Source organism: Streptomyces sp. NPDC047869 (assembly GCF_040704065.1).
Taxonomy (GTDB): domain Bacteria; phylum Actinomycetota; class Actinomycetes; order Streptomycetales; family Streptomycetaceae; genus Streptomyces.
Genome location: NZ_JBEYRK010000001.1, coordinates 346,600 through 370,246, shown reverse-complemented (window position 1 = coordinate 370,246; position 23,647 = coordinate 346,600). Strand labels below are relative to the sequence as shown.

The following is a 23,647-nucleotide window of genomic DNA, read 5'->3' as shown; positions in this document are numbered from 1 at the left end:
GCAGGAACGGGCGGACAGGGCTAGAGTAACCGAACGATCGGTCGGGACAAGGGGGCCTGCCGCATCTGTGGACAACCCCGTGCGGGAGGATCGCGCACATGACAGCACTCGACCTCAGCAGCCCCGTGGCCGTCGTCGGCACCGGCACCATGGGCCAGGGCATCGCCCAGGTCGCGCTGGTGGCCGGCCATCCCGTACGGCTCTACGACGCCGCGCCCGGACGGGCCCGGGAGGCGGCCGACGCGATCGGCGCCCGCCTCGACCGGCTCGTGGAGAAGGACCGGCTCACCGCCGCCGAGCGGGACGCGGCCCGTGCCCGGCTCACCCCCGCGGAGAACCTGGCCGAGCTGGCCGACTGCTCGCTGGTCGTGGAGGCCGTCCTGGAGCGGCTGGAGGTCAAGCAGCGGCTCTTCGTCGAGCTGGAGGACGTCGTCTCCGAGGACTGCCTGCTCGCCACCAACACCTCGTCCCTGTCGGTGACGGCCATCGGCGGGGCCCTGCGCAGCCCCGGCCGCTTCCTGGGCCTGCACTTCTTCAACCCGGCCCCGCTGCTGCCGCTGGTCGAGGTCGTCTCCGGGTTCGCCACCGACGTCACGTCGGCCACGCGCGCGTACGAGACCGCGCGTGCCTGGGGGAAGACCCCGGTGGCCTGCGCGGACACCCCCGGCTTCATCGTCAACCGCATCGCCCGGCCGTTCTACGCCGAGGCGTTCGCGGTGTACGAGGCCCAGGCCGCGGACCCCGCCACCATCGACGCCGTCCTGCGTGAGTGCGGCGGCTTCCGGATGGGCGCGTTCGAGCTGACCGACCTGATCGGGCAGGACGTCAACGAGTCCGTCACCCACTCGGTGTGGCAGTCCTTCTTCCAGGACGTCCGCTTCACGCCCTCCCTCGCCCAGCGCCGCCTCGTGGAGTCCGGCCGTCTCGGCCGCAAGGCGGGGCACGGCTGGTACGACTACGCCGAGGGCGCCGAGCGCCCCGAGCCGCACACCGCCGAGAAGCGGCAGCCGCCGGCCCACGTCACCGCCGAGGGAGGACTGGGGCCCGCGGCCGAACTGCTCACCCTGATCCGCGAGGCGGGCATCCCGGTCCGCGAGGAGGACGAGGACCACGGCACTCGCCTGCTGCTGCCCGGCGGCGGCCAGCTGGTGCTCGCCGACGGCCAGACGTCCGTGGAGTTCCGCGACGTCGTCTACTTCGACCTCGCCCTCGACTACCGCCGGGCCACCCGCATCGCGCTGTCCGCCTCCCAGGACACCTCGCCGACGACCCTCGCCGAGGCCATCGGCCTCTTCCAGGCGCTCGGCAAGGACGTCAGCGTCATCGGCGACGTCCCCGGCATGATCGTCGCCCGTACGGTCGCCCGGATCGTGGACCTCGCCCACGACGCCGTCGCCAAGGGCGTGGCCACCGAGGAGGACATCGACACCGCGATGCGCCTGGGCGTCAACTACCCGCTGGGCCCCTTCGAGTGGAGCCGCAGGCTCGGCCACGGCTGGGCCTACGACCTCCTGGACGACCTGCACCTGCGCGACCCCTCCGGCCAGTACGCGCCGTCCCTCGCGCTCTACCGTCACGCGTACGCCACAGACAAGCGGGAGGGCACCTCATGACCACCGCCAAGCGCGACACGTACACCCCCGAGACGCTGCTCTCCGTCGCCGTACAGGTCTTCAACGAGCGCGGTTACGACGGCACCTCCATGGAGCATCTGTCCAGGGCCGCCGGCATCTCCAAGTCCTCGATCTACCACCACGTCAGTGGCAAGGAGGAACTGCTGCGGCGGGCCGTCAGCAGGGCGCTGGACGGGCTGTTCGGGATCCTCGAGGAGGAGCCCGCGCGCGCGGGGCGGTCCGCCGACCGGCTCGAGCACGTCGTACGGCGCATGGTCGAGGTGCTCATATCCGAGCTGCCGTACGTGACGCTGCTGCTGCGGGTGCGCGGCAACACCGAGACCGAGCGCTGGGCGCTGGAGCGGCGCCGCGACTTCGACCACCGGGTCGCCGGACTGCTGAAGGCCGCGGCCGCCGACGGGGACGTACGCGGTGACGTGGAGGTGCGCCTGGCCACCCGTCTGGTCTTCGGGATGATCAACTCCATCGTGGAGTGGTACCGGCCGGACAGCCGGGGCGTCAGCGGCCGTGAGGTGGCCGACGCGGTGGTCCGGCTCGCCTTCTCGGGCCTGCGGCAGGACTGAGCCCGCCGGCCCGCGCCGGACGCGGGTCCCCGGCGCATCCGGCGATCAGGTCTCCGGCTCGGTGTCCTCCTCCTCGAACACCAGCAGGGTGCGAGTGCTGAGCACCTCGGGGATCGCCTGGAGCCGGGTGAGGACCAGCTCGCGCAGCGCCCTGTTGTCGGGCGTGTGCACCAGGAGCAGGACGTCGAAGTCGCCGCCCACCAGGGCGATGTGCGAGGCGCCGGGCAGCTGTCTGAGCTGCTCGCGGACCGTGCGCCAGGTGTTCTGGACGATCTTCAGCGTGATGTACGCCGAGGTGCCGTGTCCCGCCCGCTCGTGGTCCACGCGCGCGCTGAACCCCCTGATCACCCCGTCGTCGATGAGCCGGTTGATGCGCGCGTAGGCGTTGGCGCGCGAGACGTGGACGCGTTCGGCGACGGACCGTATGGAGGCGCGGCCGTCCGCCTGCAGGATTTTCAGGATGTCCTGGTCGATCGCGTCCAGCGGTCGGGCCGGCGGGGCGGCGCCGTCCTGCGGCCCGTCGGCCATTTGTTCAGCTGTCATGTCCCCCCGCTTCACCGTCGTGGACGTCCTGCATTCATTGCAGGATGTGGAGAACCGTTTGTCCACAGCCTGCCCGGACCTGTAGCCAAAATGTGCCGGCGACCGAACAATCGGTAGGTGAGGCGGGTCACAGCCGACACGTCTCCCGTAGCCACTCCCACGAGGAGGTGCCGTCATGACGGTCATGGAGCAGCGGGGCGCGTACCGGCCATCGCCGCCGCCCGCCTGGCAGCCCCGTATGGACCCCGCGCCGCTGCTGCCCGACGCCGAGCCGTATCGCGTCCTCGGCACCGAGGCGGCCGCGAAGGCCGACCCGGACCTGCTGCGCCGGCTGTACGCACAGCTGGTGCGCGGCCGCCGCTACAACACCCAGGCCACGGCGCTGACCAAGCAGGGCCGCCTCGCCGTCTACCCCTCCACCACCGGCCAGGAGGCCTGCGAGGTCGCCGCCGCCCTGGCCCTGGAGGAGCGCGACTGGCTGTTCCCCAGTTACCGCGACACCCTCGCCGTCGTCGCCCGGGGCGTGGACCCGGTCGAGGTGCTCACGCTGCTGCGCGGCGACTGGCACAACGGCTACGACCCCCAGGCCCACCGGGTGGCTCCTCTCAGCACCCCGCTGGCCACCCAGCTCCCGCACGCCGTCGGTCTCGCGCACGCCGCCCGCCTCAAGGGCGACGACGTGGTCGCGCTGGCCATGGTCGGCGACGGCGGCACCAGCGAGGGCGACTTCCACGAGGCACTGAACTTCGCCGCCGTCTGGCAGGCGCCGGTCGTCTTCCTGGTGCAGAACAACGGCTTCGCCATCTCCGTCCCGCTCGCCAAGCAGACCGCGGCGCCCTCGCTGGCCCACAAGGCCGTCGGCTACGGCATGCCGGGCAGGCTGGTCGACGGCAACGACGCGGCCGCCGTGCACGAGGTCCTCAGCGACGCCGTGCGGCGGGCGCGCGCGGGCGGCGGACCGACCCTGGTGGAGGCGGTGACGTACCGCATCGACGCGCACACCAACGCCGACGACGCCACCCGTTACCGCGGCGACTCCGAGGTCGAGGCCTGGCGGGCGCACGACCCGGTCCAGCTGCTGGAGCGGGAACTCACCACGCGCGGCCTGCTCGACGACGCCGGCCTGGAGGCCGCCCGGCAGGACGCCGAGGAGATGGCCGCCGACCTGCGGGAACGCATGAACCAGGACCCCGAGCTCAACCCCATGGACCTCTTCGACCACGTCTACGCCGAGACCACCGCGCAGCTGCGCGAACAGCGCGCGCAGCTGCGCGCCGAGCTCGAGGCCGAGCAGGACGGCCAGGAAGGCGACCTTCGATGACCACCGTCGCCGTCAAGCCCGCCACCATGGCGCAGGCCCTCACGCGCGCGATGCGCGACGCGATGGCCGCGGACTCCAGCGTGCACGTCCTGGGCGAGGACGTCGGCACCCTCGGCGGGGTCTTCCGGGTCACCGACGGGCTCGCCAAGGAGTTCGGCGAGGACCGCTGCACCGACACCCCGCTCGCCGAGGCGGGCATTCTCGGCACCGCCGTCGGCATGGCCATGTACGGCCTGCGCCCGGTGGTGGAGATGCAGTTCGACGCCTTCGCCTACCCGGCGTTCGAGCAGCTGATCAGCCATGTCTCCCGGATGCGCAACCGCACGCGCGGCCGGATGCCCCTGCCGATCACCGTCCGCGTGCCCTACGGCGGCGGCATCGGCGGCGTCGAGCACCACAGCGACTCCTCCGAGGCCTACTACATGGCCACCCCGGGTCTGCACGTCGTCACGCCGGCGACGGTCTCCGACGCCTACGGGCTGCTGCGCCAGGCCATCGCCTCCGACGACCCGGTCGTCTTCCTGGAGCCCAAGCGGCTGTACTGGTCGAAGGACTCCTGGAACCCCGAGCAGCCCACGGAGGTGGAGCCCATCGGGCGCGCGGTGGTCCGGCGGCCCGGTACCAGCGCGACACTCATCACCTACGGCCCGTCCGTGCCGGTCTGCCTGGAGGCCGCCGAGGCCGCCCGGGCGGAGGGCTGGGACCTCGAGGTCCTCGACCTGCGCTCCCTGGTGCCGTTCGACGACGAGACGGTCTGCGCGGCCGTGCGGCGCACCGGACGTGCCGTCGTCGTGCACGAGTCGACCGGGTTCGGCGGTCCGGGCGGCGAGATCGCCGCCCGTGTCACCGAGCGCTGCTTCCACCACCTGGAGGCCCCGGTGCTGCGGGTGGCCGGCTTCGACCTCCCCTATCCGCCGCCCATGCTGGAGCGGCACCACCTGCCCGGCGTCGACCGCATCCTGGACGCCGTGGCCCGCCTGCAGTGGGAGGCCGAGGGCTGATGGCACAGGTGCTGGAGTTCAAGCTGCCCGACCTCGGCGAGGGTCTCACCGAGGCGGAGATCGTCCGCTGGCTGGTGCGGGTCGGCGACGTCGTCGCCATCGACCAGCCGGTCGTGGAGGTCGAGACGGCCAAGGCGATGGTCGAGGTCCCCTGCCCCTACGGCGGCGTGGTCACCGCCCGCTTCGGCGAGGAGGGGACCGAACTGCCCGTCGGCGCGCCACTGCTGACGGTCGCGGTGGGCCCCGCGACGGCCGGTGAGGACGCCGGCTCGGGCAACGTCCTCGTCGGCTACGGCACCTCCGAGGCCCCGGCGCGACGGCGCAGGGTGCGCGCGACCGGTGCCAACGGGCATGTGAAGCAGGCCGTTGAGGCACCGCCCGCGCCCGTCCCCGAAAGCGCCACCGCCCCCGTGCCCGCCGAGGGACCGGTTCCCGTGATCTCTCCGCTGGTGCGCCGGCTCGCCCGGGACGGCGGCCTCGACCTGCGGGAGCTGTCCGGATCGGGCCCCGAGGGGCTGATCCTGCGCGCTGACGTCGAGAACGCCCTGCGCGCCAAGGACGCTCCCGCTCCCGTGACGGCGGAGCCCGCCGCCCCGGCATCCGCGGCCGCGCCGGCCCGCGACGGACTGCGCGTCCCCCTCAAGGGCGTCCGCGGTGCCGTCGCCGACAAGCTCTCCCGCAGCCGCCGGGAGATCCCGGACGCCACCTGCTGGGTCGACGCCGACGCGACGGAACTGATGCGCGCGCGGGCCGCGATGAACGCCGCCGGAGGACCGAAGATCTCCCTCCTGGCGCTCCTCGCCCGCATCTGCACCGCCGCCCTCGCCCGTCACCCCGAGCTGAACTCCTACGTCGACACCGAGGCCCGCGAGGTCGTCCAACTCGACCGAGTGCATGTCGGGTTCGCCGCGCAGACCGAACGCGGACTGGTCGTCCCGGTCGTGCGGGACGCCCACACGCGCGACGCCGAGTCGTTGACCGCGGAGTTCGCACGGCTCACCGAGGCCGCCCGGACCGGCACGCTCACCCCCGGGGAACTCACCGGCGGCACCTTCACGTTGAACAACTACGGCGTCTTCGGCGTCGACGGCTCCACCCCGATCATCAACCACCCCGAGGCGGCCATGCTCGGCGTGGGGCGGATCGTCCCCAAGCCGTGGGTGCACGAGGGCGAACTGGCCGTGCGCCAGGTCGTGCAGCTCTCCCTCACCTTCGACCACCGGGTGTGCGACGGCGGTACGGCGGGCGGTTTCCTGCGGTACGTCGCGGACTGCGTGGAACAGCCGGCGGTGCTGCTGCGCACCCTGTGACCTACGCCGGGTCCATAAGGAGGACCCGAGAGGACATACTCGGGGGGTGACCGAGAACGCCCCCGCCGCACCCGGGGCCGCCGCGCCGTACGACGCCGTCGTGCTGGCCGGCGGTGCCGCCCGGCGGCTCGGCGGTGCCGACAAGCCCGCGGTGCGCGTCGGCGGCCGGGCGCTGCTCGACCGGGTGCTCACGGCCTGCGCCGGCGCGGCGACGACCGTCGTCGTCGCCGGTGCCCGTCCCACCGCCCGCCCGGTGCGCTGGGCGCGCGAGGAACCGTCCGGCGGCGGCCCCGTCGCCGCGCTGGAGGCCGGGCTGCGGCTGACGACCGCCGAATACACCGCGGTCCTCTCCGCCGACCTGCCGTTCCTCGAAGCAGTCACGCTGGAGCGGCTGTTGGCGGCCCTGCGGGACACCGGCGCCGACGGCGCGCTGCTCACCGACGCCGAGGGCCGGGACCAGCCCCTCGTGGCCGCCTACCGCACCGCCGCGCTGCGCCGCGAACTGGCCGCCCTCGCAGCCGGGCGGGGCGGGCTCACCGGGCTGCCCCTGCGCCGGCTGACCGGCGCCCTCGAGCTCACCCGCGTCCCGGACCCGCTCGCGTCCTTCGACTGCGACACCTGGGACGACATCGCCGACGCCAGGGCACGCATCAGGGAGCATGGGCACGTGTTGGATGAATGGATTTCCGCAGTCAAGGACGAGCTGGGCATCGACCTGGACGTCGACACCGGTCTCCTGCTCGACCTGGCCCGCGACGCCGCCCACGGCGTGGCCCGGCCGGCCGCGCCGCTGACCACCTTCCTCGTCGGCTACGCCGCCGCACGGGCGGACGGAGGCCCCGAAGCCGTCGCCGAGGCCGCCCGCAAGGCCGCCGCGCTGGCCCTGCGCTGGGAGGAAGAGAACAGCGGGGGCGATCAGGACGGCGCCGGGGGCGCGCCCGCCCCGGACCGGCGATGACTCCCGGCACCCGGGCCGGAGCGCCCGCCGAGGACAGCGACGACCTCGACGTCGAGGAGGCCCTGGCCCTCGTGAGGGAACCCAAGGACGACGCCCAGCCCACCGCCGCCACCGCCGCCACCCCCGACGAGCGGCGGCACGAGCGGCACCGGGCGACCCCCTGGCCCAGGGCCCGGGAGATCGCCGCCCGGGCCGCCCGCTCCGGCAGCCGCCGCACCCCCGTCTCCGTCCCCCTCGCCGAGGCCCTCGGCCTGGTCCTCGCCGCCCCTCTGGACGCGCTCACCGATCTGCCCTCCTTCGACACCTCCGCGATGGACGGCTGGGCGGTCGCCGGACCCGGCCCCTGGGCGGTGCGTGAACAGGGCGCGCTCGCCGGCCACGCGCTGCCCGAGCCGCTCACCGACGGCGAGGCGGTCCGCATCGCCACCGGCGCCCGTATCCCGGCCGACACCACCGCCGTGCTGCGCACCGAACACGGCCGCACGGACACCCAGGGGCGGCTGCACGCCACCCGGGAGATGAACCACGGCCAGGACATCCGCCCCCGCGGCCAGGAGTGCCGCAGCGGCGACCAGCTGCTCCCGGTCGGCACCCTCGTCACCCCCGCCGTGCTGGGCCTCGCGGCGGCCGCCGGATACGACACCGTCACCGCCGTCGCCCGCCCTCGCGTCGAAGTCCTGGTGCTGGGAGACGAGTTGCTCACCGAAGGACGCCCGCACGACGGACTGATCCGGGACGCGCTCGGCCCCATGCTGCCGCCGTGGCTGCGCGCGATGGGCGCCGACGTCATCGGCGTACGCCGGCTGGGAGACGACGCCAAGGCCCTGCACAAGGCGCTCACCGGCTCCCGGGCCGACCTCGTCGTCACCACCGGCGGCACCGCCGCCGGACCCCTCGACCACGTCCACCCCACCCTGGAGCGCATGGGCGCCGAACTCCTCGTCGACGGAGTCAACGTGCGCCCCGGCCACCCCATGCTGCTGGCCCGCACCAAGGAGAACCAGCACCTCGTCGGCCTGCCCGGCAACCCCCTCGCGGCCGTCTCCGGCCTGCTCACGCTCGCCGAGCCGCTGCTGCGCACCCTCGCCGCCCGTACGGCCCCGGAGCCGTACACGCTGGGGCTCGGCGAGGCGGTGCACGGGCATCCGTACGACACCCGGCTCGTTCCCGTGGTGCTGCGCGGCGACCGCGCCGTGCCGCTGCACTACAACGGTCCGGCCATGCTGCGCGGGATCGCCGCCGCGGACGCGATGGCCGTCGTGCCGCCGGGCGGGGCGCAGCAGGGGGAGGAGACGGAGCTGCTGGACCTGCCATGGGCGGCAGCCGGAATCGGGGTGTGTTTCACGTGAAACTTCCGGGTCATGACGCCATTGCCCGCCGTGCGGACGAGCATCTGGTGGCCCAGCGGGTGCAGCTCCCGAGGGCGGTGGTGGAGCGCCCGATCCGCCAGGTGGCCAAACGGCTGCTCATGGCCCTGCTGGTGCTGGTCGCCACCGCGTTCGTCGTATACGCGGATCACGACGGCTACCACGACAACTCCGACGGCTCCGTGGACCTGCTGGACGCGTTCTACTACGCGACCGTCACCCTCTCGACGACCGGGTACGGCGACATCACCCCGGTCAGCGACGGCGCCCGGCTCACCAACATCTTCGTCATCACGCCCCTGCGGGTGCTGTTCCTGATCATCCTGGTCGGCACCACGCTGGAGGTCCTCACCGAACGCACCCGGGAGGAATGGCGCCTGAACCGCTGGAGGTCCACCTTGCGCGACCACACCGTCGTCATCGGCTACGGCACCAAGGGACGGTCGGCCATCCAGACCGTCTGTGCCACAGGTCTGAAGGCAGAGCAGGTGGTCGTGGTCGACCCCAGCTCCAAGGCGGTCGACGCCGCGACGGCCGAGGGATACGCGGGCGTCATAGGCGACGCCACCCGCAGTGATGTGCTCAGGCGGGCCGAGGTGCACAAGGCGCGGCAGATCATCATCGCCCCGCAGCGCGACGACACCGCCGTGCTGGTCACCCTGACCGCCAGGCAGCTCAACCGGAGCGCGAAGATCGTGGCCGCGGTCCGTGAGGAGGAGAACGCCCCGCTGCTGAAGCAGTCGGGCGCCGACGCCGTCATCACCAGCTCCGGCGCGGCCGGCCGCCTGCTCGGCCTGTCCGTGCTCAGCCCGGCCGCCGGCATGGTGATGGAGGACCTGATCCAGCAGGGCAGCGGTCTCGACATCATGGAGCGGCCCGTGGTGCGGGCCGAGGTGGGCAAGGGCCCGCGCGAGACGGACGACCTCGTGGTCAGCGTGGTACGCGGGCACCGGGTGCTCGGCTACGACGACCCGTCCATCGGTTCCCTGCAGCTGACGGACCGCCTGATCACCATCGTCCGCGCGAGCCCGGGCGCCCACGTCACCCCGCATCACCGTCCGCTGCCGACCGACTGAGCGGGCCTGCCCCGGGGTTGGCGCCGATGAGGAGTAGCGTCACGGGCATGCATGCGATCACGATTCCCGAACCTGGTGGGCCCGAGGCGCTGGTGTGGGACGAGGTCCCGGACCCCGTGCCCGGCGAGGGCGAAGTACTGGTCGAGGTGGTGGCCAGCGCCGTCAACCGTGCCGACATCATGCAGCGGCAGGGTTTCTACGACCCGCCGCCGGGCGCGTCCCCGTATCCGGGCCTCGAGTGCTCCGGAAGGATCGCCGCGCTCGGCCCCGGGGTCTCCGGCTGGGCCGTGGGCGACGAGGTCTGCGCGCTGCTCGCGGGCGGCGGCTACGCCCAGAAGGTCGCCGTGCCGGCCGGGCAGTTGCTGCCCGTGCCCGAGGGCGTCGAACTGAGGCAGGCGGCCGCGCTGCCCGAGGTGGTCTGCACCGTCTGGTCCAACGTGTTCATGGTCGCCCATCTGCGTCCGGCCGAGACCCTGCTGGTGCACGGCGGTTCCAGCGGTATCGGCACCATGGCCGTCCAGCTCGCCAAGGCCGTCGGAGCCAGGGTCGCGGTGACCGCCGGGACGAAGGAGAAGCTGGACTACTGCGCCCGGCTGGGCGCGGACATCCTGATCAACTACCGCGACCAGGACTTCGTCGCCGAGATCAAGCAGGCCACGGACGGTGCCGGCGCCGATGTCATCCTCGACAACATGGGCGCCAAGTACCTGAACCGCAACGTCCAGGCCCTCGCCGTCAACGGCCGGCTCGCGATCATCGGCATGCAGGGCGGGGTCAAGGGCGAGCTGAACATCGGCACGTTGCTGAGCAAGCGGGCCGCGATCAGCGCGACCTCGCTGCGGGCCCGTCCGCTGAGCGAGAAGGCCACGATCGTGGCCGCCGTACGTGAGCATGTGTGGCCGCTGCTGACCGGGGGGCACGTCCGTCCGGTCGTCGACCGCGAGCTGCCCATGCCGGAGGCGGCCGAGGCGCACCGGGTGGTGGAGGAGAGCGGCCACATCGGCAAGGTGCTGCTGGTCGCGCCGTAACCCGCACGGTCGCGGCCGCTGACGGCACCGGTTCGCGGTCCCCGGACCGGTCGAACGGTCAGGTACGGCGGATCCGCAGGCCCACGAACGCCAGACCCAGTCCGAGACCGACGAGGACCAGCCCGGTCCCCAGCGGCAGGATCTCCAGCGTCGGCTCGGCGGGAGCGGCGTCCTGGCGGACGTCGTTCTGTGCCGCGGTCTGCCGCGGGGGCCGGGCGGGATCCAGCCCGGCCTCCTCGGGCGGAGCGGACGCCGTCGGCGTCACGGCAGGGATGTCGGCGGTCTCCGGCTCCTGCGGACCGAAGGGGTCGGGGGCCCCGGTCACCGTCCCGGAACCGTCGTCGCCCTCCTCCTCGGCGGCCGGCCCGTCCGGGCGGCCGGGACGCATCCGCCCCTCACCGGCCCTGCTCCCGGCCCGCGACGGCTCGGCGGCCGGATCGGAGTGGGCGTGGGGGCGGGACGCGGAGTGCGACGCGGCCGGGGAGGCGGAGGCCAGAGCGGCCGGGGTGACCGGCGTGGTGGGCCGGGCCGCGGACGCGGACGGATCCGGCGGCGCGGCCTGCGCGCCGTACGCGGCGGGCGTGCCGTACACCGGCACCGCCGCCACGAGGGCGAGCAGCAGTGGTACGAGGCGGAGCGTGAATCGCAGCCATGGAGTCACGTCGGTGACCTCCCGGAGCCCAGTTGTCGAACATCGACGCAAGCCAGCCTCACATCGTGGGGCACACCGGGCATTTCTGATTGCGCCGTCGGAGCTAAAGGGCGGATCCGCCCCATGAGGGGGCAGCACGGTGATGAGGTGAGGGCGTGCGAGACAATGGCGGCATGGAGATGCCGAGGAACGAACGGTCGCCGGAGAATCCCCAGATCCTGGTCGTGGGACAGGACGGCATGGCGATCGGCGGCGGGGACGAGGACTCCCGCGAGACGCCGGTGACGGACCAGGTCGAACAGCCGGCCAAGGTGATGCGGATCGGCAGCATGATCAAGCAGCTGCTCGAGGAGGTCCGGGTCGCTCCTCTCGACGAGGCCAGCCGGGCCCGGCTCAAGGACATCCACCGCAGCTCGGTGAAGGAGCTGGAGGACGGTCTGGCGCCGGAGCTGGTCGAGGAGCTGGAACGGCTGTCGCTGCCGTTCACCGACGACACCACCCCGAGCGACGCGGAACTGCGCATCGCGCAGGCCCAGTTGGTGGGCTGGCTGGAGGGCCTGTTCCACGGCATCCAGACGACGCTGTTCGCCCAGCAGATGGCCGCGCGCGCCCAGCTGGAGCAGATGCGCCGGGCGCTGCCGCCGGGTATGGGCGGCCACGAGGGTGGTGACGACCCGCGCACGGGTGGCCGCTCGGGCGGCCCGTACCTGTAGTCCGGCCGGCGGCCCTGGCCGCCCGACAGGACAGCGGGCCCGGCGGTGTTCCGCCGGGCCCTTCGTTCACGGCCGCCTGGTGCGGCCGGGCGCTGTCAGGGGTTGCCCGTCGAGACGTTGAGCTGGATCTCGACGTCCTTCGGCTCGACGTCCGTGCCGCCCTTCGGGAACTGGTCGATGACCGCGCCCTGGCCGAAGGTGTTCTCGTCGACGTTCTTGGTCGTGACACGCCAGCCCGCGGCCGCCGCGCACTCCTTGACGGACTTGACGTACTTGAACCGGAAGTCCGGGAGCTCGATCTTCTTCTCGTCGTTGTACGACTCCTCCGGCTCCGTGCAGTCGGTCTCCTTGACCGTCTTCGACGTGTCCGGTCCCCGGTAGCCCGACGCGTGGGTCGACGCCGAGGAGCTGGGGTCGTCGCCGCCCTGGTCGTCCGTGCCGCCGCTGTTCAGGGTCAGCGCGACGATCAGGCCGACGACCGCGACGAGGGACACCACGATCGAGCCGATGATCACCGGCTTGTTGTTCTTGCCGCCGCCCCCGCCCGGGGACTGCACGGCCGTCTGGGGCGTGATGTTGTACGGCGGCGGGGTGGAGGGGGACTGCTGCCCGTACGCCGCCGGCGCCTGGTAGCCGCCCTGCTGGGGGTAGCCGTAGGCCGGGGTGGGCACCGGGGTGCCGTACGGGTTCGGCTGGTACGGCGTCTGCACCGGGCCGGTCGGCGCCGGGGCCGCCTGGTCGACGGGCGGGAACACCGTGGCGCCCACGCCCGCGCCGCTCTGCGTCGGCCCGGTGCCCGGCACGATGCTGGGCGGCGCCGCGTGCAGGGAGGCGGCGACACGAAGGCACTCGTCGCGCATGGACTCGGCGGTCGGGAAGCGCTCGTTCGGGTTCTTCTTCAGCGCGCGGGAGATCAGCGCGTCCACCGCGGTCGGCAGCGCGCGGTTGATCGAGGAGGCCGCGACCGGCACCTCCTGCACATGCGCGTAGGCGATCGCCAGCGGGGAGTCCGCGTCGAACGGCAGCCGCCCGGTCACGAGCTGGAACAGCATGATGCCGACCGAGTACAGGTCGGAGCGGGCGTCCACGCCCCGGCCGAGGGCCTGCTCGGGCGAGAGGTACTGGGGGGTGCCGACGACCATGCCGGTCTGCGTCATCGAGGTGACGCCGGACTGCATGGCGCGGGCGATGCCGAAGTCCATGACCTTGACCACGCCGCGCTTGGTCATCATCACGTTGCCCGGCTTGATGTCGCGGTGGACCAGGCCCATCTCGTGGCTGATCTCCAGCGCCGCCAGCACGTCCGCGGTGATCTTCAGCGCCTTGTCGGCGGGCATCGCGCCGGACTGCCGGACGTCCTCGTCGAGGACCGAGCCGAGCGGACGGCCCTCCACGTACTCCATGACGATGTACGGCATCGTCGCGCCGTCCAGCGCGTCCTCACCGGTGTCGAAGACGGAGACGATGTTGGTGTGGGTGAGCTTGGCCACGGACTGGGCCTCGCGCCGGAACCGCTCACGGAAGGCCTGTTCCCGGCCGAGCTCGGAGTGCAGGGTCTTGATCGCGACCTGGCGGTCGAGCACGGTGTCGTAGGCCAGGTGGACCGAGGCCATGCCGCCCTGACCGAGCAGGTCGCGCAGCTGGTAGCGACCGCCGGCCAGCGTCCGCCCCGCGTACCGCTCCTGTGCGCCGTCCTGGCTCATCTCTCCGCGTCCCCCACTGGCCGTCCGGCGCCGTCGCTGGGCGAACATGCCTTGATCGAATGTGTCATTCCCGGCCAAGTCTGCCCGAGGGCACTGGCACGTCAAGCTCGGTGCCCGTTCCGTGACCGTACGCGAAAGAAGCGTCGCGCAAGCGTTACAGCGGACGTACGAGCAGTGCACAGAATTTGCACGAGAGCGCGTGCTAGGGGTTTCATGACCGGTCTGTCTCGGGCCGGTTCCGGTTCCGGTTCCGGACCGGGGGCGGACGCGGAGGCTGTAGCGTGGCCGACGGAGACCGTAACAACACCGCGCGCACCGCGGGCAGAAACGACGGCGAGGACCGATGGCACAGACGCACAGCGCCCAGGGCCCGTCCGACCCCGAGGCGACTGGCGGCGGCATGTCAGAGACGCCCGAGATGTGGGGCAACGGCGGGCTCGTCGGCGACGGCCGGTACCGGCTGACCCACCGGCTGGGCCGGGGTGGCATGGCCGAGGTGTTCGCGGCCGAGGACGTCCGGCTGGGCCGCACGGTCGCGGTCAAGCTGCTCCGTGCCGACCTGGCCGAGGACCCGGTCTCCAAGGCCCGCTTCACGCGCGAGGCCCAGTCGGTTGCCGGACTCAACCACCACGCGATCGTCGCCGTGTACGACTCCGGCGAGGACGCCGTGGGCGGCCAGTCGGTGCCGTACATCGTGATGGAGCTGGTCGAGGGCCGCACCATCCGCGACCTGCTGCTCAACGCCGAGGCGCCGGGCCCCGAGCAGGCCCTGATCATCGTGTCCGGGGTGCTGGAGGCGCTCGCCTACTCGCACCAGCACGGCATCGTGCACCGCGACATCAAGCCGGCCAACGTCATCATCACCAACAACGGCGCCGTGAAGGTGATGGACTTCGGCATCGCCCGCGCACTGCACGGCGCGTCGACGACGATGACGCAGACCGGCATGGTGATGGGCACCCCGCAGTACCTCTCCCCCGAGCAGGCGCTCGGCAAGGCCGTCGACCACCGCTCCGACCTGTACGCGACCGGCTGCCTGCTGTACGAACTCCTCTCCCTGCGGCCGCCGTTCACCGGTGAGACCCCGCTGTCGGTGGTCTACCAGCACGTCCAGGACATCCCCACCCCGCCCTCGGAGGCCTCCGACGCCTGCCCGCCGGAGCTGGACGGCCTGGTCATGCGCTCGCTCGCCAAGGAGCCCGACGACCGGTTCCAGACCGCCGAGGAGATGCGCGGCCTGATCCAGTACAGCCTGCAGATGCTGTACGAGCAGGGCGGCCACACCGGCACCTGGAACACCGGGCCGGTGAACACGCACGACGGCCGGCACACCCCGGCGGCCGGGTTCGCGGGGACGGCCGTGATGCAGCACCCCGGCGACTTCGGGGCCGGCACCACCCAGATCCCGCAGCCGATCCTGCCCGGCGGATACGGGGGCGGCGACGACGGTGGCTTCGAGGGACACGGCAACCGGGGCAGCGGCCGCGGCAAGCTGTGGATCCTCGCCGTGCTCGCCGTGATCGCGATCGCCGCCGGTGTCGCGCTGGCGCTCAACCACAACAACGACGGCAGCGGCGGCGGGACCAAGCCGACGCCGACCCACTCCAAGGCCACGAAGGACGAGACGGCCTCCGAGTCGCCGTCCGACGACAACACCGACCAGCCCACGGACCCGTCCACCGACAACGGGACGGACAACGGCAGCGGTTCGAACTGGGGGACTCCGTCGTACACCCCCTCGTACACCCCGTCCCAGCCGGCCACCGACGACCCGAGCGACGAGCCGTCGGACCCGGAGCCCTCGGCGCCGCAGTCGTCGGATCCGACGGACGGCGGCACGGACGCGGGGACCACGGACGGCACCGACGGCGGTGTCACGGAGGGCTCGGACGGGGGCGTCACCCCGTCCGCCCCGGTGTCGCCCTGAGACGCCCCGGCTGAACCACTCCCACGCGCGCGGGCGGGCCACGGCTCACCCGCGCGCGTGGCGTTTTCCGTGTCCCTGGGCCCTCACCCCGTGAACGCGTCGCACACCGCCTCGTACTCGCGCGTCCACCACACCGCGAGCGCCGAGGCGGCCGGGAACTGGCAGTCCGCGCGGGTGTCACCACGCTCGTAGTGCCAGCGCAGCATCCAGAAGTCGTTCAGCCGCTCCCACCACACCCGGTGCACGGCCGCCGCCAGCTCGGACGGCGCGGCGCGGGCCGCGCGCCGGTACGCGCGCGCGTACGCCCGGACCTTCGGCAGGTCGAGCGCCCCCGCGGGCCGTACGAAGAAGATCGCGGCGGCGCGTACGGCCTCCTCGGCGCGGGGCTGCACGCCCAGCCGGTCCCAGTCGACGATGGCGGCCGGGCCGTCGTCCTTGTAGAGCAGGTTGAAGGGGTGGAAGTCGCCGTGCACCCAGCCGACCGGGCCGCCGCGCGGCGGACGCCGGCCGGCGTGCTGCTCCAGCAGGTCGCGGCGTTCCAGGAGCCGGTGGCGGGCGAGCTCGTCGAACGCGTCGGCGGGACGGTGGCGGCGTACGTGGCCGAGCAGCTCGTCGATCAGGGCGAACGTGTCGGCCGGGTCGGCGCTCTCGACCGGGTGCGGGCCGGTCGCCGGGCGGGTGCGCCCCTTGGGCGGCATCACCCGCTCCAGACAGGCGTGCACGGCGCCCAGGAGCGCCCCGAGGCGCGCGCTCTCGGAGCGGGTGAGCTGGCCGCCGTGGCGGTGCCGCCCGTCGATCCACGGGTGCAGGGCGTAGGCGTGGCCGCCCACGACGGCGACCGTGCGGCCCTCGCGGTGCGCGAGCGGCTGCGCCACGGGGACGCCGAGGTCGGCCAGGCGCTGGGTGGCCCGGTGACGGCGCTCGATGGCGGCCGGGTCGGCGGTGTCCGGATCGAAGTGGTGCTTGAGGAAGTAGCGGCCGCGGGTGGTGCGGACCCGGTATCCGCGGTTCAGCAGGCCCTGGTCGACGGGTTCGCAGGCGAGGGCGGTACCGGCGGCGTACAGGCGCAGCAAGGCGCCCAGAGGGGGCGCGTGCGGTACAGGGGGTGGTACACAAGAGCGCGGCACGCGCCAGATGCTAGGGCACGAAAGGGCCCGGTGAGCTGCGGCTTGTCACGGACAGTCATCGGTGATCGCATTTGGTCACAGGGTGCGCATGGGTGAAACGTGCCGCCGGGCGTCCAGATTTTCGTCTCGGATGATGAGACAGCTCAACGGTCATGTCTGGAATTCTCACCTTTCGTCCGCGAGGCACGAGTCACAAGTCGGCTCTTCCCGTGTCCGGGGTCGCCGGGATAACGTGCCGTTGCTCCGGCCTCCTGCAAGGCTGTGACCAGCGACCTTCCGCCTCCTGCGGATTTACTTGGAAATCCAAGCAAAAACGCAGGTCAGGAGGGGTTTCACAGATATGTGGAGCACTGGGTAACGTAAAAGTCGCAGGGCGCTCGCCGGGGCACCTGTCACGCCTGTTCCCGGCCGAGTGGCACCCACCCCGTGCCCGGTGGTCGAAAACAGGTGAGCCGCACTGGCCTACCGGCAACCCCGGGGGCCGGAACGACGGAGGAGCACACGTGACCGTGGACAGCAGTGCCGCGCGCAAGCCGCGACGCAGCGCCGCAGGCAAGGCCGGCACCACCGGCACCAAGCGCACCACCCGCACCACCCAGAAGAGCACCGACCCGGAGCTGGTGCAGCTCCTGACGCCCGAGGGCAAGCGGGTCAAGAACGCCGAGTACGACCGCTACGTCGACGGGATCACCCCCGACGAGCTGCGCGGCCTGTACCGCGACATGGTGCTCACCCGACGCTTCGACGCCGAGGCCACAGCGCTGCAGCGCCAGGGCGAGCTGGGACTGTGGGCCTCGCTGCTCGGCCAGGAGGCCGCACAGATCGGCTCCGGCCGGGCCCTGCGCGACGACGACTACGTCTTCCCGACCTACCGCGAGCACGGCGTCGCCTGGTGCCGTGGGGTCGACCCCACGAACCTGCTCGGGATGTTCCGCGGCGTGAACAACGGCGGCTGGGACCCGAACGGCAACAACTTCCACCTGTACACGATCGTCATCGGCTCCCAGACGCTGCACGCCACGGGATACGCGATGGGCGTGGCCAAGGACGGCACCGACTCGGCCGTCATCGCCTACTTCGGCGACGGCGCCTCCAGCCAGGGCGACGTGGCCGAATCGTTCACCTTCTCCGCGGTCTACAACGCGCCGGTGGTGTTCTTCTGCCAGAACAACCAGTGGGCGATCTCCGAGCCCACCGAGAAGCAGAGCCGCGTGCCGCTCTACCAGCGCGCCCAGGGCTTCGGCTTCCCGGGCGTGCGCGTGGACGGCAACGACGTGCTGGCCTGCCTCGCGGTCACCAAGTGGGCGCTGGAGCGCGCCCGTGACGGCGAGGGCCCCACCCTGGTCGAGGCGTTCACCTACCGCATGGGCGCTCACACCACCTCCGACGACCCCAGCCGGTACCGGGGCGACGAGGAGCGGCTGGCCTGGGAGGCGAAGGACCCGATCCTGCGCCTTCGCCGGTTCCTGGAGGCCTCAAACCACGCGGACGAGGGATTCTTCGCGGAACTCGAGGCCGAGTCCGAGGCGTTGGGCAGGCGAGTGCGCGAAGCGGTCCGTGCCATGCCGGACCCGGACCACTTCGCCATCTTCGAGAACGTGTACGCGGACGGGCACGCGCTCGTCGACGAGGAGCGAGCCCAGTTCGCCGCCTACCAGGCGTCGTTCGCGGACGCAGAGGGGGGTCACTGAGATGGCCGAGAAGATGGCTCTTGCCAAGGCGATCAACGAGTCGCTGCGGTGCGCTCTGGAGACGGACCCCAAGGTCGTCGTCATGGGTGAGGACGTCGGCAAGCTCGGCGGTGTCTTCCGGGTGACGGACGGCCTGCAGAAGGACTTCGGCGAGAGCCGGGTCATCGACACCCCGCTCGCCGAGTCGGGCATCGTCGGCACCGCGATCGGTCTCGCCCTGCGCGGCTACCGCCCGGTGGTGGAGATCCAGTTCGACGGCTTCGTCTTCCCGGCCTACGACCAGATCGTCACCCAGCTCGCGAAGATGCACGCCAGGTCGCTGGGCAAGGTCAAGATGCCCGTCGTCATCCGCATCCCCTACGGCGGTGGCATCGGCGCGGTCGAGCACCACTCGGAGTCCCCCGAGACCCTGTTCGCGCACGTGGCCGGCCTGAAGGTCGTCTCCCCGTCGAACGCGTCGGACGCCTACTGGATGATGCAGCAGGCCATCCAGAGCGACGACCCGGTGATCTACTTCGAGCCCAAGCGCCGCTACTGGGACAAGGGCGAGGTGGACGCGGAGGCGATCCCCGGCCCGCTGCACAAGGCGCGGGTGGTGCGCGAGGGCACGGATCTGACCCTGGCCGCGTACGGCCCGATGGTGAAGCTGTGCCATGAGGTCGCGAACGCGGCCGCCGAGGAGGGCAAGTCCCTGGAGGTGCTGGACCTGCGCTCGGTCAGCCCCCTGGACTTCGACTCCGTCCAGGCCTCGGTGGAGAAGACCCGCCGCCTGGTCGTGGTCCACGAGGCCCCGGTGTTCTTCGGCTCCGGCGCGGAGATCGCCGCCCGGATCACCGAGCGGTGCTTCTACCACCTGGAGGCCCCGGTGCTCCGGGTCGGCGGCTACCACGCCCCGTACCCGCCGGCCCGCCTGGAGGAGGAGTACCTGCCGGGTCTGGACCGGGTGCTCGACGCCGTCGACCGTGCCCTGGCGTACTGAGGAGAGGGTTCGTGACGACGATGACGGAATCATCCGTACGCGAGTTCAAGATGCCCGACGTGGGCGAGGGACTCACCGAGGCCGAGATCCTCAAGTGGTACGTCCAGCCGGGTGACACGGTCACCGACGGCCAGGTGGTGTGCGAGGTCGAGACCGCCAAGGCGGCCGTCGAACTCCCCATCCCCTACGACGGTGTGGTCCGCGAGCTGCGCTTCCCCGAGGGCACCACGGTCGACGTGGGCACGGCCATCATCGCGGTGGACGTGTCGGGCGGTGCGGCACCGGAGGCCCCCGCCGGGCAGCCGGAGACGGCCGCCGCCGCGCCGGAGGCCCCCGAGGCGCCGGAAGCCGAGCCGACGGGCCGCCAGCCGGTCCTGGTCGGCTACGGCGTGGCCACCACCTCCACCAAGCGCCGTCCGCGCAAGGGCTCGCAGGCCACCGCCCCGGCCGCCGCCCAGGCGGTCCAGGCCGAGCTGAACGGCCACAGCGCCCCGGCGGCCCCCGAGCGGGCCCGTCCGCTGGCCAAGCCGCCGGTGCGCAAGCTGGCGAAGGACCTCGGTGTCGACCTCGCCACGGTCACCCCGTCCGGCCCGGACGGTGTCATCACCCGCGAGGACGTCCACGCGGCCGCGGCGCCGCAGGCCACCGAGACCGCCGCGCCGGTCACGGAGGCCCCCGCCGTCCCGGCTCCGGCCGCCGCGCCCGCCGCCGTGACCGCCGACGGCGCCCGCGAGACCCGGATCCCGGTCAAGGGCGTCCGCAAGGCGACGGCGACGGCGATGGTCGGCTCCGCCTTCACCGCACCCCACGTCACGGAGTTCGTGACGGTGGACGTGACGCGCACGATGAAGCTGGTCGAGGAACTCAAGCAGGACAAGGAGTTCCAGGGCCTGCGGGTGAACCCGCTGCTGCTGATCGCCAAGGCGCTGCTGGTCGCCATCAGGCGCAACCCGGACGTCAACGCGTCCTGGGACGAGGCGAACCAGGAGATCGTGCTCAAGCACTACGTCAACCTGGGCATCGCGGCCGCCACCCCGCGCGGTCTGATCGTGCCGAACATCAAGGACGCCCACGCCAAGACGCTGCCGCAGCTCGCGCAGTCGCTGGGCGAGCTGGTGTCCACGGCACGTGAGGGCAAGACCTCGCCGGCCGCGATGCAGGGCGGCACGGTCACCATCACCAATGTCGGCGTCTTCGGCGTCGACACCGGCACGCCGATCCTCAACCCCGGCGAGTCCGCGATCCTGGCGGTCGGCGCGATCAAGCTCCAGCCGTGGGTCCACAAGGGCAAGGTGAAGCCGCGCCAGGTGACGACGCTCGCGCTGAGCTTCGACCACCGCCTGGTCGACGGCGAGCTGGGCTCCAAGGTGCTGGCGGACGTGGCGGCGATCCTGGAGCAGCCGAAGCGGCTGATGACCTGGGCCTGACGGCTGTCGCCCGGGTGATTCCCGAGGCTGAGGGGGGTGGTCGCGACTTCGTCTCGCGACCACCCCCTCTCCCGTTCGGCCCCGGTTCGGACCGCCGCGGGCATGGAGTCCGTGCCGCCTAGCGCGGGTGCGGACCGGGCGCCGGGTCCTCACGGAACCAGTGGCCGCCCGTGCTCCAGCCCAGCAGTCGGCGGCCGGGGCCCCGGTCCGCCCGCCCGCCGGACAGGACCTGACGCAGTCCGGCGAGGGCGGGGGCGAGCCGTCCGGCGATGTGCCAGGGCTGCCGCGCGCACTCCTCGGTGACGCGGTCCAGGGTGCGCCTCTGCTGGTCCGGCGCGCACAGGGACAGGTGGAACACCATCTGCCGCCAGGCGTAGGCGACGTCCTTGACGGTGCCGAGCGGCCGCGGGCTGTGGTGGACGCGTCCGGTCAGCCGGCACACCGTTTCGAAGCAGCGCAGGGCCAAGTCGTCCCAGCCGGTGCCGGGATCGATGCCGACCCGGTCGACCAGGGTGGCCAGGTTGTGGGTGGTGAGGATCTGCGCCTGCTCGATCACCGTGCCGTTCCCCGCGACCCAGGAGCCGGACCGTCCCGTGCCCGGCGCGAGTTCCGCCGCCCGCTTCCGGCACAGCGCGGCGAACCCGGGAGACGTTCGGACCCCCCGGGACCGGCGGGCGGAATCGGCCGCCTCGATGACGGCGAGGTTGCGCACCGCCGCGTAGTCGATGGCGTAGTACCGCTCGTACAGCGAGCCTCCGCCGAGAAGTTCGGCCGCGACGCGCGCGGCGGTGAGGAACTTCGGGCTGAACGTGCCCATGAAGATGTCGGCCGCGAGTTCCTCCACGAAAGGAGCGCCCAGCTCGGCCTGACGGGCCAGCACGGACAGCTCTCGAACCAGCGGGTTGGGCAGGATCGTGCCGGGGAAGGCGCGCACCGCGAGCCCGCCCAGCTGCCTCAGCGCCCCGGCCGCGGCCTCGTCCGCCCCCGAGCCGTCCCGCTGGGCGGCGACGGCCCGCACCCAGGGCAGTTCCTCCACCCGTACCTGCCGCTGGAGGTCGAACAGCAGCAGGGAGCGGCGGTTGCGGAACGCGCGGTAGTGGGCGGCGGCGAGCGACCTCAGGGCCGGATCGCGATGGGCCTCGGCGGTGGTGGCGGCGACGAGCTGGGGGACCAGCTCGGCCAGCACCTCCGCCGACGGTACGACGCCGCTCTCCACGAGCACGGCGACGGGCGCACTGAGCGCGGCCTCGACGGGCCGGCGCACGGCGGCCGGGACGAGCGCACCCGCGGGCACACCCGTCTCGCCCGCCTCCCGCTCGCTCACCGGCGCCACGATGGGCGCCACCTCACCGACCCCGCCGTCCTGCGGCAGGCCGGCCAGGCGGCCCAGTACGACGCCGGCCAGCGCGTGGTGGGAGGGCAGCGCGGCGTGGGCGGCCTGCCGCCGGCGAAGGGCGGTGTGCTCGGCGCAGCCGGGCCGCCCGCGCCGCCGGACCATGGAGGCGACGGCGTGCCGCAGCAGCCCGAGCCGCCGCGGCGTGAGCGCCCGTGCGGCGACGGCCTCCTCCAGCGCGCCGCGCAGGATGCCCAGGTTCTCCTTGGGCCTCAGGTGCTTGGTGCAGTGCGTGTGGCGCCGGGCGAGGTCGTGGTAGCGGCGCAGCAGCGCGGTGGAGCGGGCGTGCCACGGGTCGGCGGGGCCGGGGACGCTCATGTGCCCCCGCTCGTCGGTCACCTCCAGCCAGTGCAGCAGCAGTTCGTCGCCGAAGGGGTGCCAGACGGCCAGGGCCTCGCGCTGCGTCTCGACGGCCGTGCTGGGACGGCGGGCGGCGAGCGCCGAGCGGGCGTCGGCCACGGTGGAGCGGTGCACGGAGTCGGGCGGGGGCGTGGGCCGGCCGGACGGCCGCGGGCCGAAACGGAGCCGGTCCGCGAACGGCGCGAGCTCCTCCACCAGGTCGAGCGCGGCCGCCTGCTCACCGGCCCGGACCAGCCAGGCGACGGTGAGCAGCGCGGCCTCCTCGGGAACGGTCACCTCGTAACGGCCGCTGTCGAGAAGGCCGTGGAGATGCGCGAGCCCGTCCTCGGACAGGAAGTGCGCGAAGAGCGCCCGCCGGGTCTCGGGCACACCGGCGCGACGCGCGGTGGCGATCTCGTGGTCGAGCAGCGGGCCGCCCGCGCTCGGCTCGCCGGTGGCGAAGCCGCCCCGGACCACCTCGGGGGTGACCCAGGCGGGCAGGCCGGCGACGGGCGTGCGGGAACCGATCGTCAGCAGGCCGTTCGCCATCCCGTCCAGCACGGCGCGCCACCTGCGGCCGCGTTCAGCGCCGCGTCGGCGGGTCTCCGGGTCCGGGTGGGCGGCGGCCGTACGGAAGGCGGCGGCCAGCTGAGAGGCCGCGTATCCGGGGTTCGCCTGGGCAAGGTGCTGCTGCTCAGCGTCGTCGTTCATAGCCGACGTGGCGGGTTCCGCCCCCGCGCCCTCCGGGTGTAGAGCCCGGTGCTCTGCTGCTGAGCTACACGTCGATGGGCCGACAGTAGATGGCGGGACTCCGCCCCCACAAAGGGTTTTCGGTGTCGTGCGGGGTCATCACGGACGCCGCATCGGTACCCTGACGAACCGTCAGGGACGTCTC

General features: G+C 72.8%; 19 protein-coding genes. 14 read left to right on the top strand and 5 right to left on the bottom strand.

Annotated elements, in window-relative coordinates; translation table 11 throughout:
* Positions 1–98: 98 nt before the first annotated feature.
* Positions 99–1,613, top strand: coding sequence for a 3-hydroxyacyl-CoA dehydrogenase (locus AB0924_RS01695; RefSeq protein WP_366910423.1), 1,515 nt, complete (start codon positions 99–101; stop codon positions 1,611–1,613).
* Complete coding sequence (locus AB0924_RS01690) at positions 1,610–2,197, top strand: TetR/AcrR family transcriptional regulator (RefSeq protein WP_358929559.1); 588 nt, start codon at positions 1,610–1,612, stop codon at positions 2,195–2,197. Before AB0924_RS01695 ends, AB0924_RS01690 begins: the two co-directional genes overlap by 4 nt.
* A gap of 45 nt (positions 2,198–2,242) precedes the next feature.
* Here the strand turns inward: AB0924_RS01690 and AB0924_RS01685 are convergent, their stop codons facing one another.
* Positions 2,243–2,725, bottom strand: coding sequence for an Lrp/AsnC family transcriptional regulator (locus AB0924_RS01685; protein WP_358929840.1), 483 nt, complete (start codon positions 2,723–2,725; stop codon positions 2,243–2,245).
* 190 nt (positions 2,726–2,915) lie between these two features.
* Between AB0924_RS01685 and pdhA (AB0924_RS01680) the strand changes: the two genes are divergently transcribed.
* Genes pdhA (AB0924_RS01680) through AB0924_RS01650 form a run of 7 tightly spaced genes read left to right on the top strand, consistent with a single transcriptional unit; the run spans position 2,916 to position 10,801 of the window.
* Positions 2,916–4,061: a pyruvate dehydrogenase (acetyl-transferring) E1 component subunit alpha gene (gene pdhA / locus AB0924_RS01680; RefSeq protein WP_358929557.1), complete on the top strand. Its 1,146-nt coding sequence runs from the start codon at positions 2,916–2,918 to the stop codon at positions 4,059–4,061.
* Positions 4,058–5,062 (top strand): alpha-ketoacid dehydrogenase subunit beta, encoded by a 1,005-nt coding sequence (locus AB0924_RS01675; RefSeq protein ID WP_358929555.1) that lies wholly within the window; start codon positions 4,058–4,060, stop codon positions 5,060–5,062. The genes pdhA (AB0924_RS01680) and AB0924_RS01675 overlap by 4 nt, the downstream gene beginning before the upstream one ends.
* On the top strand, positions 5,062–6,372 hold the full coding sequence (locus tag AB0924_RS01670) for a dihydrolipoamide acetyltransferase family protein (protein WP_366910422.1): 1,311 nt from the start codon (positions 5,062–5,064) through the stop codon (positions 6,370–6,372). The genes AB0924_RS01675 and AB0924_RS01670 overlap by 1 nt, the downstream gene beginning before the upstream one ends.
* Before the next feature lie 46 nt (positions 6,373–6,418).
* The gene (locus tag AB0924_RS01665; RefSeq protein ID WP_366910421.1) at positions 6,419–7,330 is read left to right on the top strand and encodes an NTP transferase domain-containing protein; all 912 of its coding nucleotides are present in this window, start codon (positions 6,419–6,421) and stop codon (positions 7,328–7,330) included.
* Entirely contained in the window at positions 7,327–8,679 is a 1,353-nt protein-coding gene (locus tag AB0924_RS01660; protein WP_358929549.1) for a molybdopterin molybdotransferase MoeA, read from the top strand. The genes AB0924_RS01665 and AB0924_RS01660 overlap by 4 nt, the downstream gene beginning before the upstream one ends.
* Positions 8,676–9,773, top strand: a complete 1,098-nt coding sequence (locus AB0924_RS01655) for a potassium channel family protein (protein ID WP_358929547.1) — start codon at positions 8,676–8,678, stop codon at positions 9,771–9,773. Before AB0924_RS01660 ends, AB0924_RS01655 begins: the two co-directional genes overlap by 4 nt.
* Positions 9,774–9,820: 47 nt before the next feature.
* Positions 9,821–10,801 (top strand): NAD(P)H-quinone oxidoreductase, encoded by a 981-nt coding sequence (locus AB0924_RS01650; RefSeq protein ID WP_358929545.1) that lies wholly within the window; start codon positions 9,821–9,823, stop codon positions 10,799–10,801.
* 58 nt (positions 10,802–10,859) lie between these two features.
* Here the strand turns inward: AB0924_RS01650 and AB0924_RS01645 are convergent, their stop codons facing one another.
* Positions 10,860–11,462 (bottom strand): hypothetical protein, encoded by a 603-nt coding sequence (locus AB0924_RS01645; protein ID WP_358929543.1) that lies wholly within the window; start codon positions 11,460–11,462, stop codon positions 10,860–10,862.
* Positions 11,463–11,626: 164 nt separating this feature from the next.
* On the opposite strand from AB0924_RS01645, the gene AB0924_RS01640 reads away from it, so the two are divergent.
* Positions 11,627–12,166: a bacterial proteasome activator family protein gene (locus AB0924_RS01640; protein WP_358929541.1), complete on the top strand. Its 540-nt coding sequence runs from the start codon at positions 11,627–11,629 to the stop codon at positions 12,164–12,166.
* A gap of 95 nt (positions 12,167–12,261) precedes the next feature.
* On the opposite strand, the gene AB0924_RS01635 is transcribed toward AB0924_RS01640, so the two are convergent.
* Positions 12,262–13,869: a protein kinase gene (locus tag AB0924_RS01635; RefSeq protein WP_366910420.1), complete on the bottom strand. Its 1,608-nt coding sequence runs from the start codon at positions 13,867–13,869 to the stop codon at positions 12,262–12,264.
* Between the two features lie 343 nt (positions 13,870–14,212).
* Between AB0924_RS01635 and AB0924_RS01630 the strand changes: the two genes are divergently transcribed.
* The gene (locus AB0924_RS01630; protein WP_358929537.1) at positions 14,213–15,796 is read left to right on the top strand and encodes a protein kinase; all 1,584 of its coding nucleotides are present in this window, start codon (positions 14,213–14,215) and stop codon (positions 15,794–15,796) included.
* Between the two features lie 83 nt (positions 15,797–15,879).
* Here the strand turns inward: AB0924_RS01630 and AB0924_RS01625 are convergent, their stop codons facing one another.
* Positions 15,880–16,878: a phosphotransferase gene (locus tag AB0924_RS01625; RefSeq protein WP_358929838.1), complete on the bottom strand. Its 999-nt coding sequence runs from the start codon at positions 16,876–16,878 to the stop codon at positions 15,880–15,882.
* A gap of 548 nt (positions 16,879–17,426) precedes the next feature.
* Here AB0924_RS01625 and pdhA (AB0924_RS01620) point away from each other — a divergent pair.
* From pdhA (AB0924_RS01620) to AB0924_RS01610, 3 genes are read left to right on the top strand one after another with little or no spacing between them, the layout of a single operon-like run.
* The gene (gene pdhA, locus AB0924_RS01620; protein WP_358929534.1) at positions 17,427–18,614 is read left to right on the top strand and encodes a pyruvate dehydrogenase (acetyl-transferring) E1 component subunit alpha; all 1,188 of its coding nucleotides are present in this window, start codon (positions 17,427–17,429) and stop codon (positions 18,612–18,614) included.
* 1 nt (position 18,615) lies between these two features.
* The gene (locus tag AB0924_RS01615; RefSeq protein ID WP_358929532.1) at positions 18,616–19,593 is read left to right on the top strand and encodes an alpha-ketoacid dehydrogenase subunit beta; all 978 of its coding nucleotides are present in this window, start codon (positions 18,616–18,618) and stop codon (positions 19,591–19,593) included.
* An 11-nt stretch (positions 19,594–19,604) separates the two neighbouring features.
* Positions 19,605–21,020: a dihydrolipoamide acetyltransferase family protein gene (locus AB0924_RS01610; protein WP_358929530.1), complete on the top strand. Its 1,416-nt coding sequence runs from the start codon at positions 19,605–19,607 to the stop codon at positions 21,018–21,020.
* A gap of 118 nt (positions 21,021–21,138) precedes the next feature.
* On the opposite strand, the gene AB0924_RS01605 is transcribed toward AB0924_RS01610, so the two are convergent.
* Entirely contained in the window at positions 21,139–23,463 is a 2,325-nt protein-coding gene (locus tag AB0924_RS01605) for a hypothetical protein (RefSeq protein ID WP_366910419.1), read from the bottom strand.
* Between the last annotated feature and the right edge of the window lie 184 nt (positions 23,464–23,647).

What these genes read in the sequence shown, in the direction of transcription:
- AB0924_RS01685 (WP_358929840.1), bottom strand. Translation starts at nt 2,725, where the DNA reads ATGGCCGACGGGCCGCAGGACGGCGCCGCCCCGCCGGCCCGACCGCTG.
- AB0924_RS01640 (WP_358929541.1), top strand. Translation starts at nt 11,627, where the DNA reads ATGGAGATGCCGAGGAACGAACGGTCGCCGGAGAATCCCCAGATCCTG.
- AB0924_RS01675 (WP_358929555.1), top strand. Translation starts at nt 4,058, where the DNA reads ATGACCACCGTCGCCGTCAAGCCCGCCACCATGGCGCAGGCCCTCACG.
- AB0924_RS01630 (WP_358929537.1), top strand. Translation starts at nt 14,213, where the DNA reads ATGGCACAGACGCACAGCGCCCAGGGCCCGTCCGACCCCGAGGCGACT.
- AB0924_RS01670 (WP_366910422.1), top strand. Translation starts at nt 5,062, where the DNA reads ATGGCACAGGTGCTGGAGTTCAAGCTGCCCGACCTCGGCGAGGGTCTC.
- AB0924_RS01660 (WP_358929549.1), top strand. Translation starts at nt 7,327, where the DNA reads ATGACTCCCGGCACCCGGGCCGGAGCGCCCGCCGAGGACAGCGACGAC.
- AB0924_RS01690 (WP_358929559.1), top strand. Translation starts at nt 1,610, where the DNA reads ATGACCACCGCCAAGCGCGACACGTACACCCCCGAGACGCTGCTCTCC.
- AB0924_RS01635 (WP_366910420.1), bottom strand. Translation starts at nt 13,869, where the DNA reads ATGAGCCAGGACGGCGCACAGGAGCGGTACGCGGGGCGGACGCTGGCC.
- AB0924_RS01695 (WP_366910423.1), top strand. Translation starts at nt 99, where the DNA reads ATGACAGCACTCGACCTCAGCAGCCCCGTGGCCGTCGTCGGCACCGGC.
- AB0924_RS01615 (WP_358929532.1), top strand. Translation starts at nt 18,616, where the DNA reads ATGGCCGAGAAGATGGCTCTTGCCAAGGCGATCAACGAGTCGCTGCGG.
- pdhA (WP_358929557.1), top strand. Translation starts at nt 2,916, where the DNA reads ATGACGGTCATGGAGCAGCGGGGCGCGTACCGGCCATCGCCGCCGCCC.
- AB0924_RS01605 (WP_366910419.1), bottom strand. Translation starts at nt 23,463, where the DNA reads ATGAACGACGACGCTGAGCAGCAGCACCTTGCCCAGGCGAACCCCGGA.
- AB0924_RS01650 (WP_358929545.1), top strand. Translation starts at nt 9,821, where the DNA reads ATGCATGCGATCACGATTCCCGAACCTGGTGGGCCCGAGGCGCTGGTG.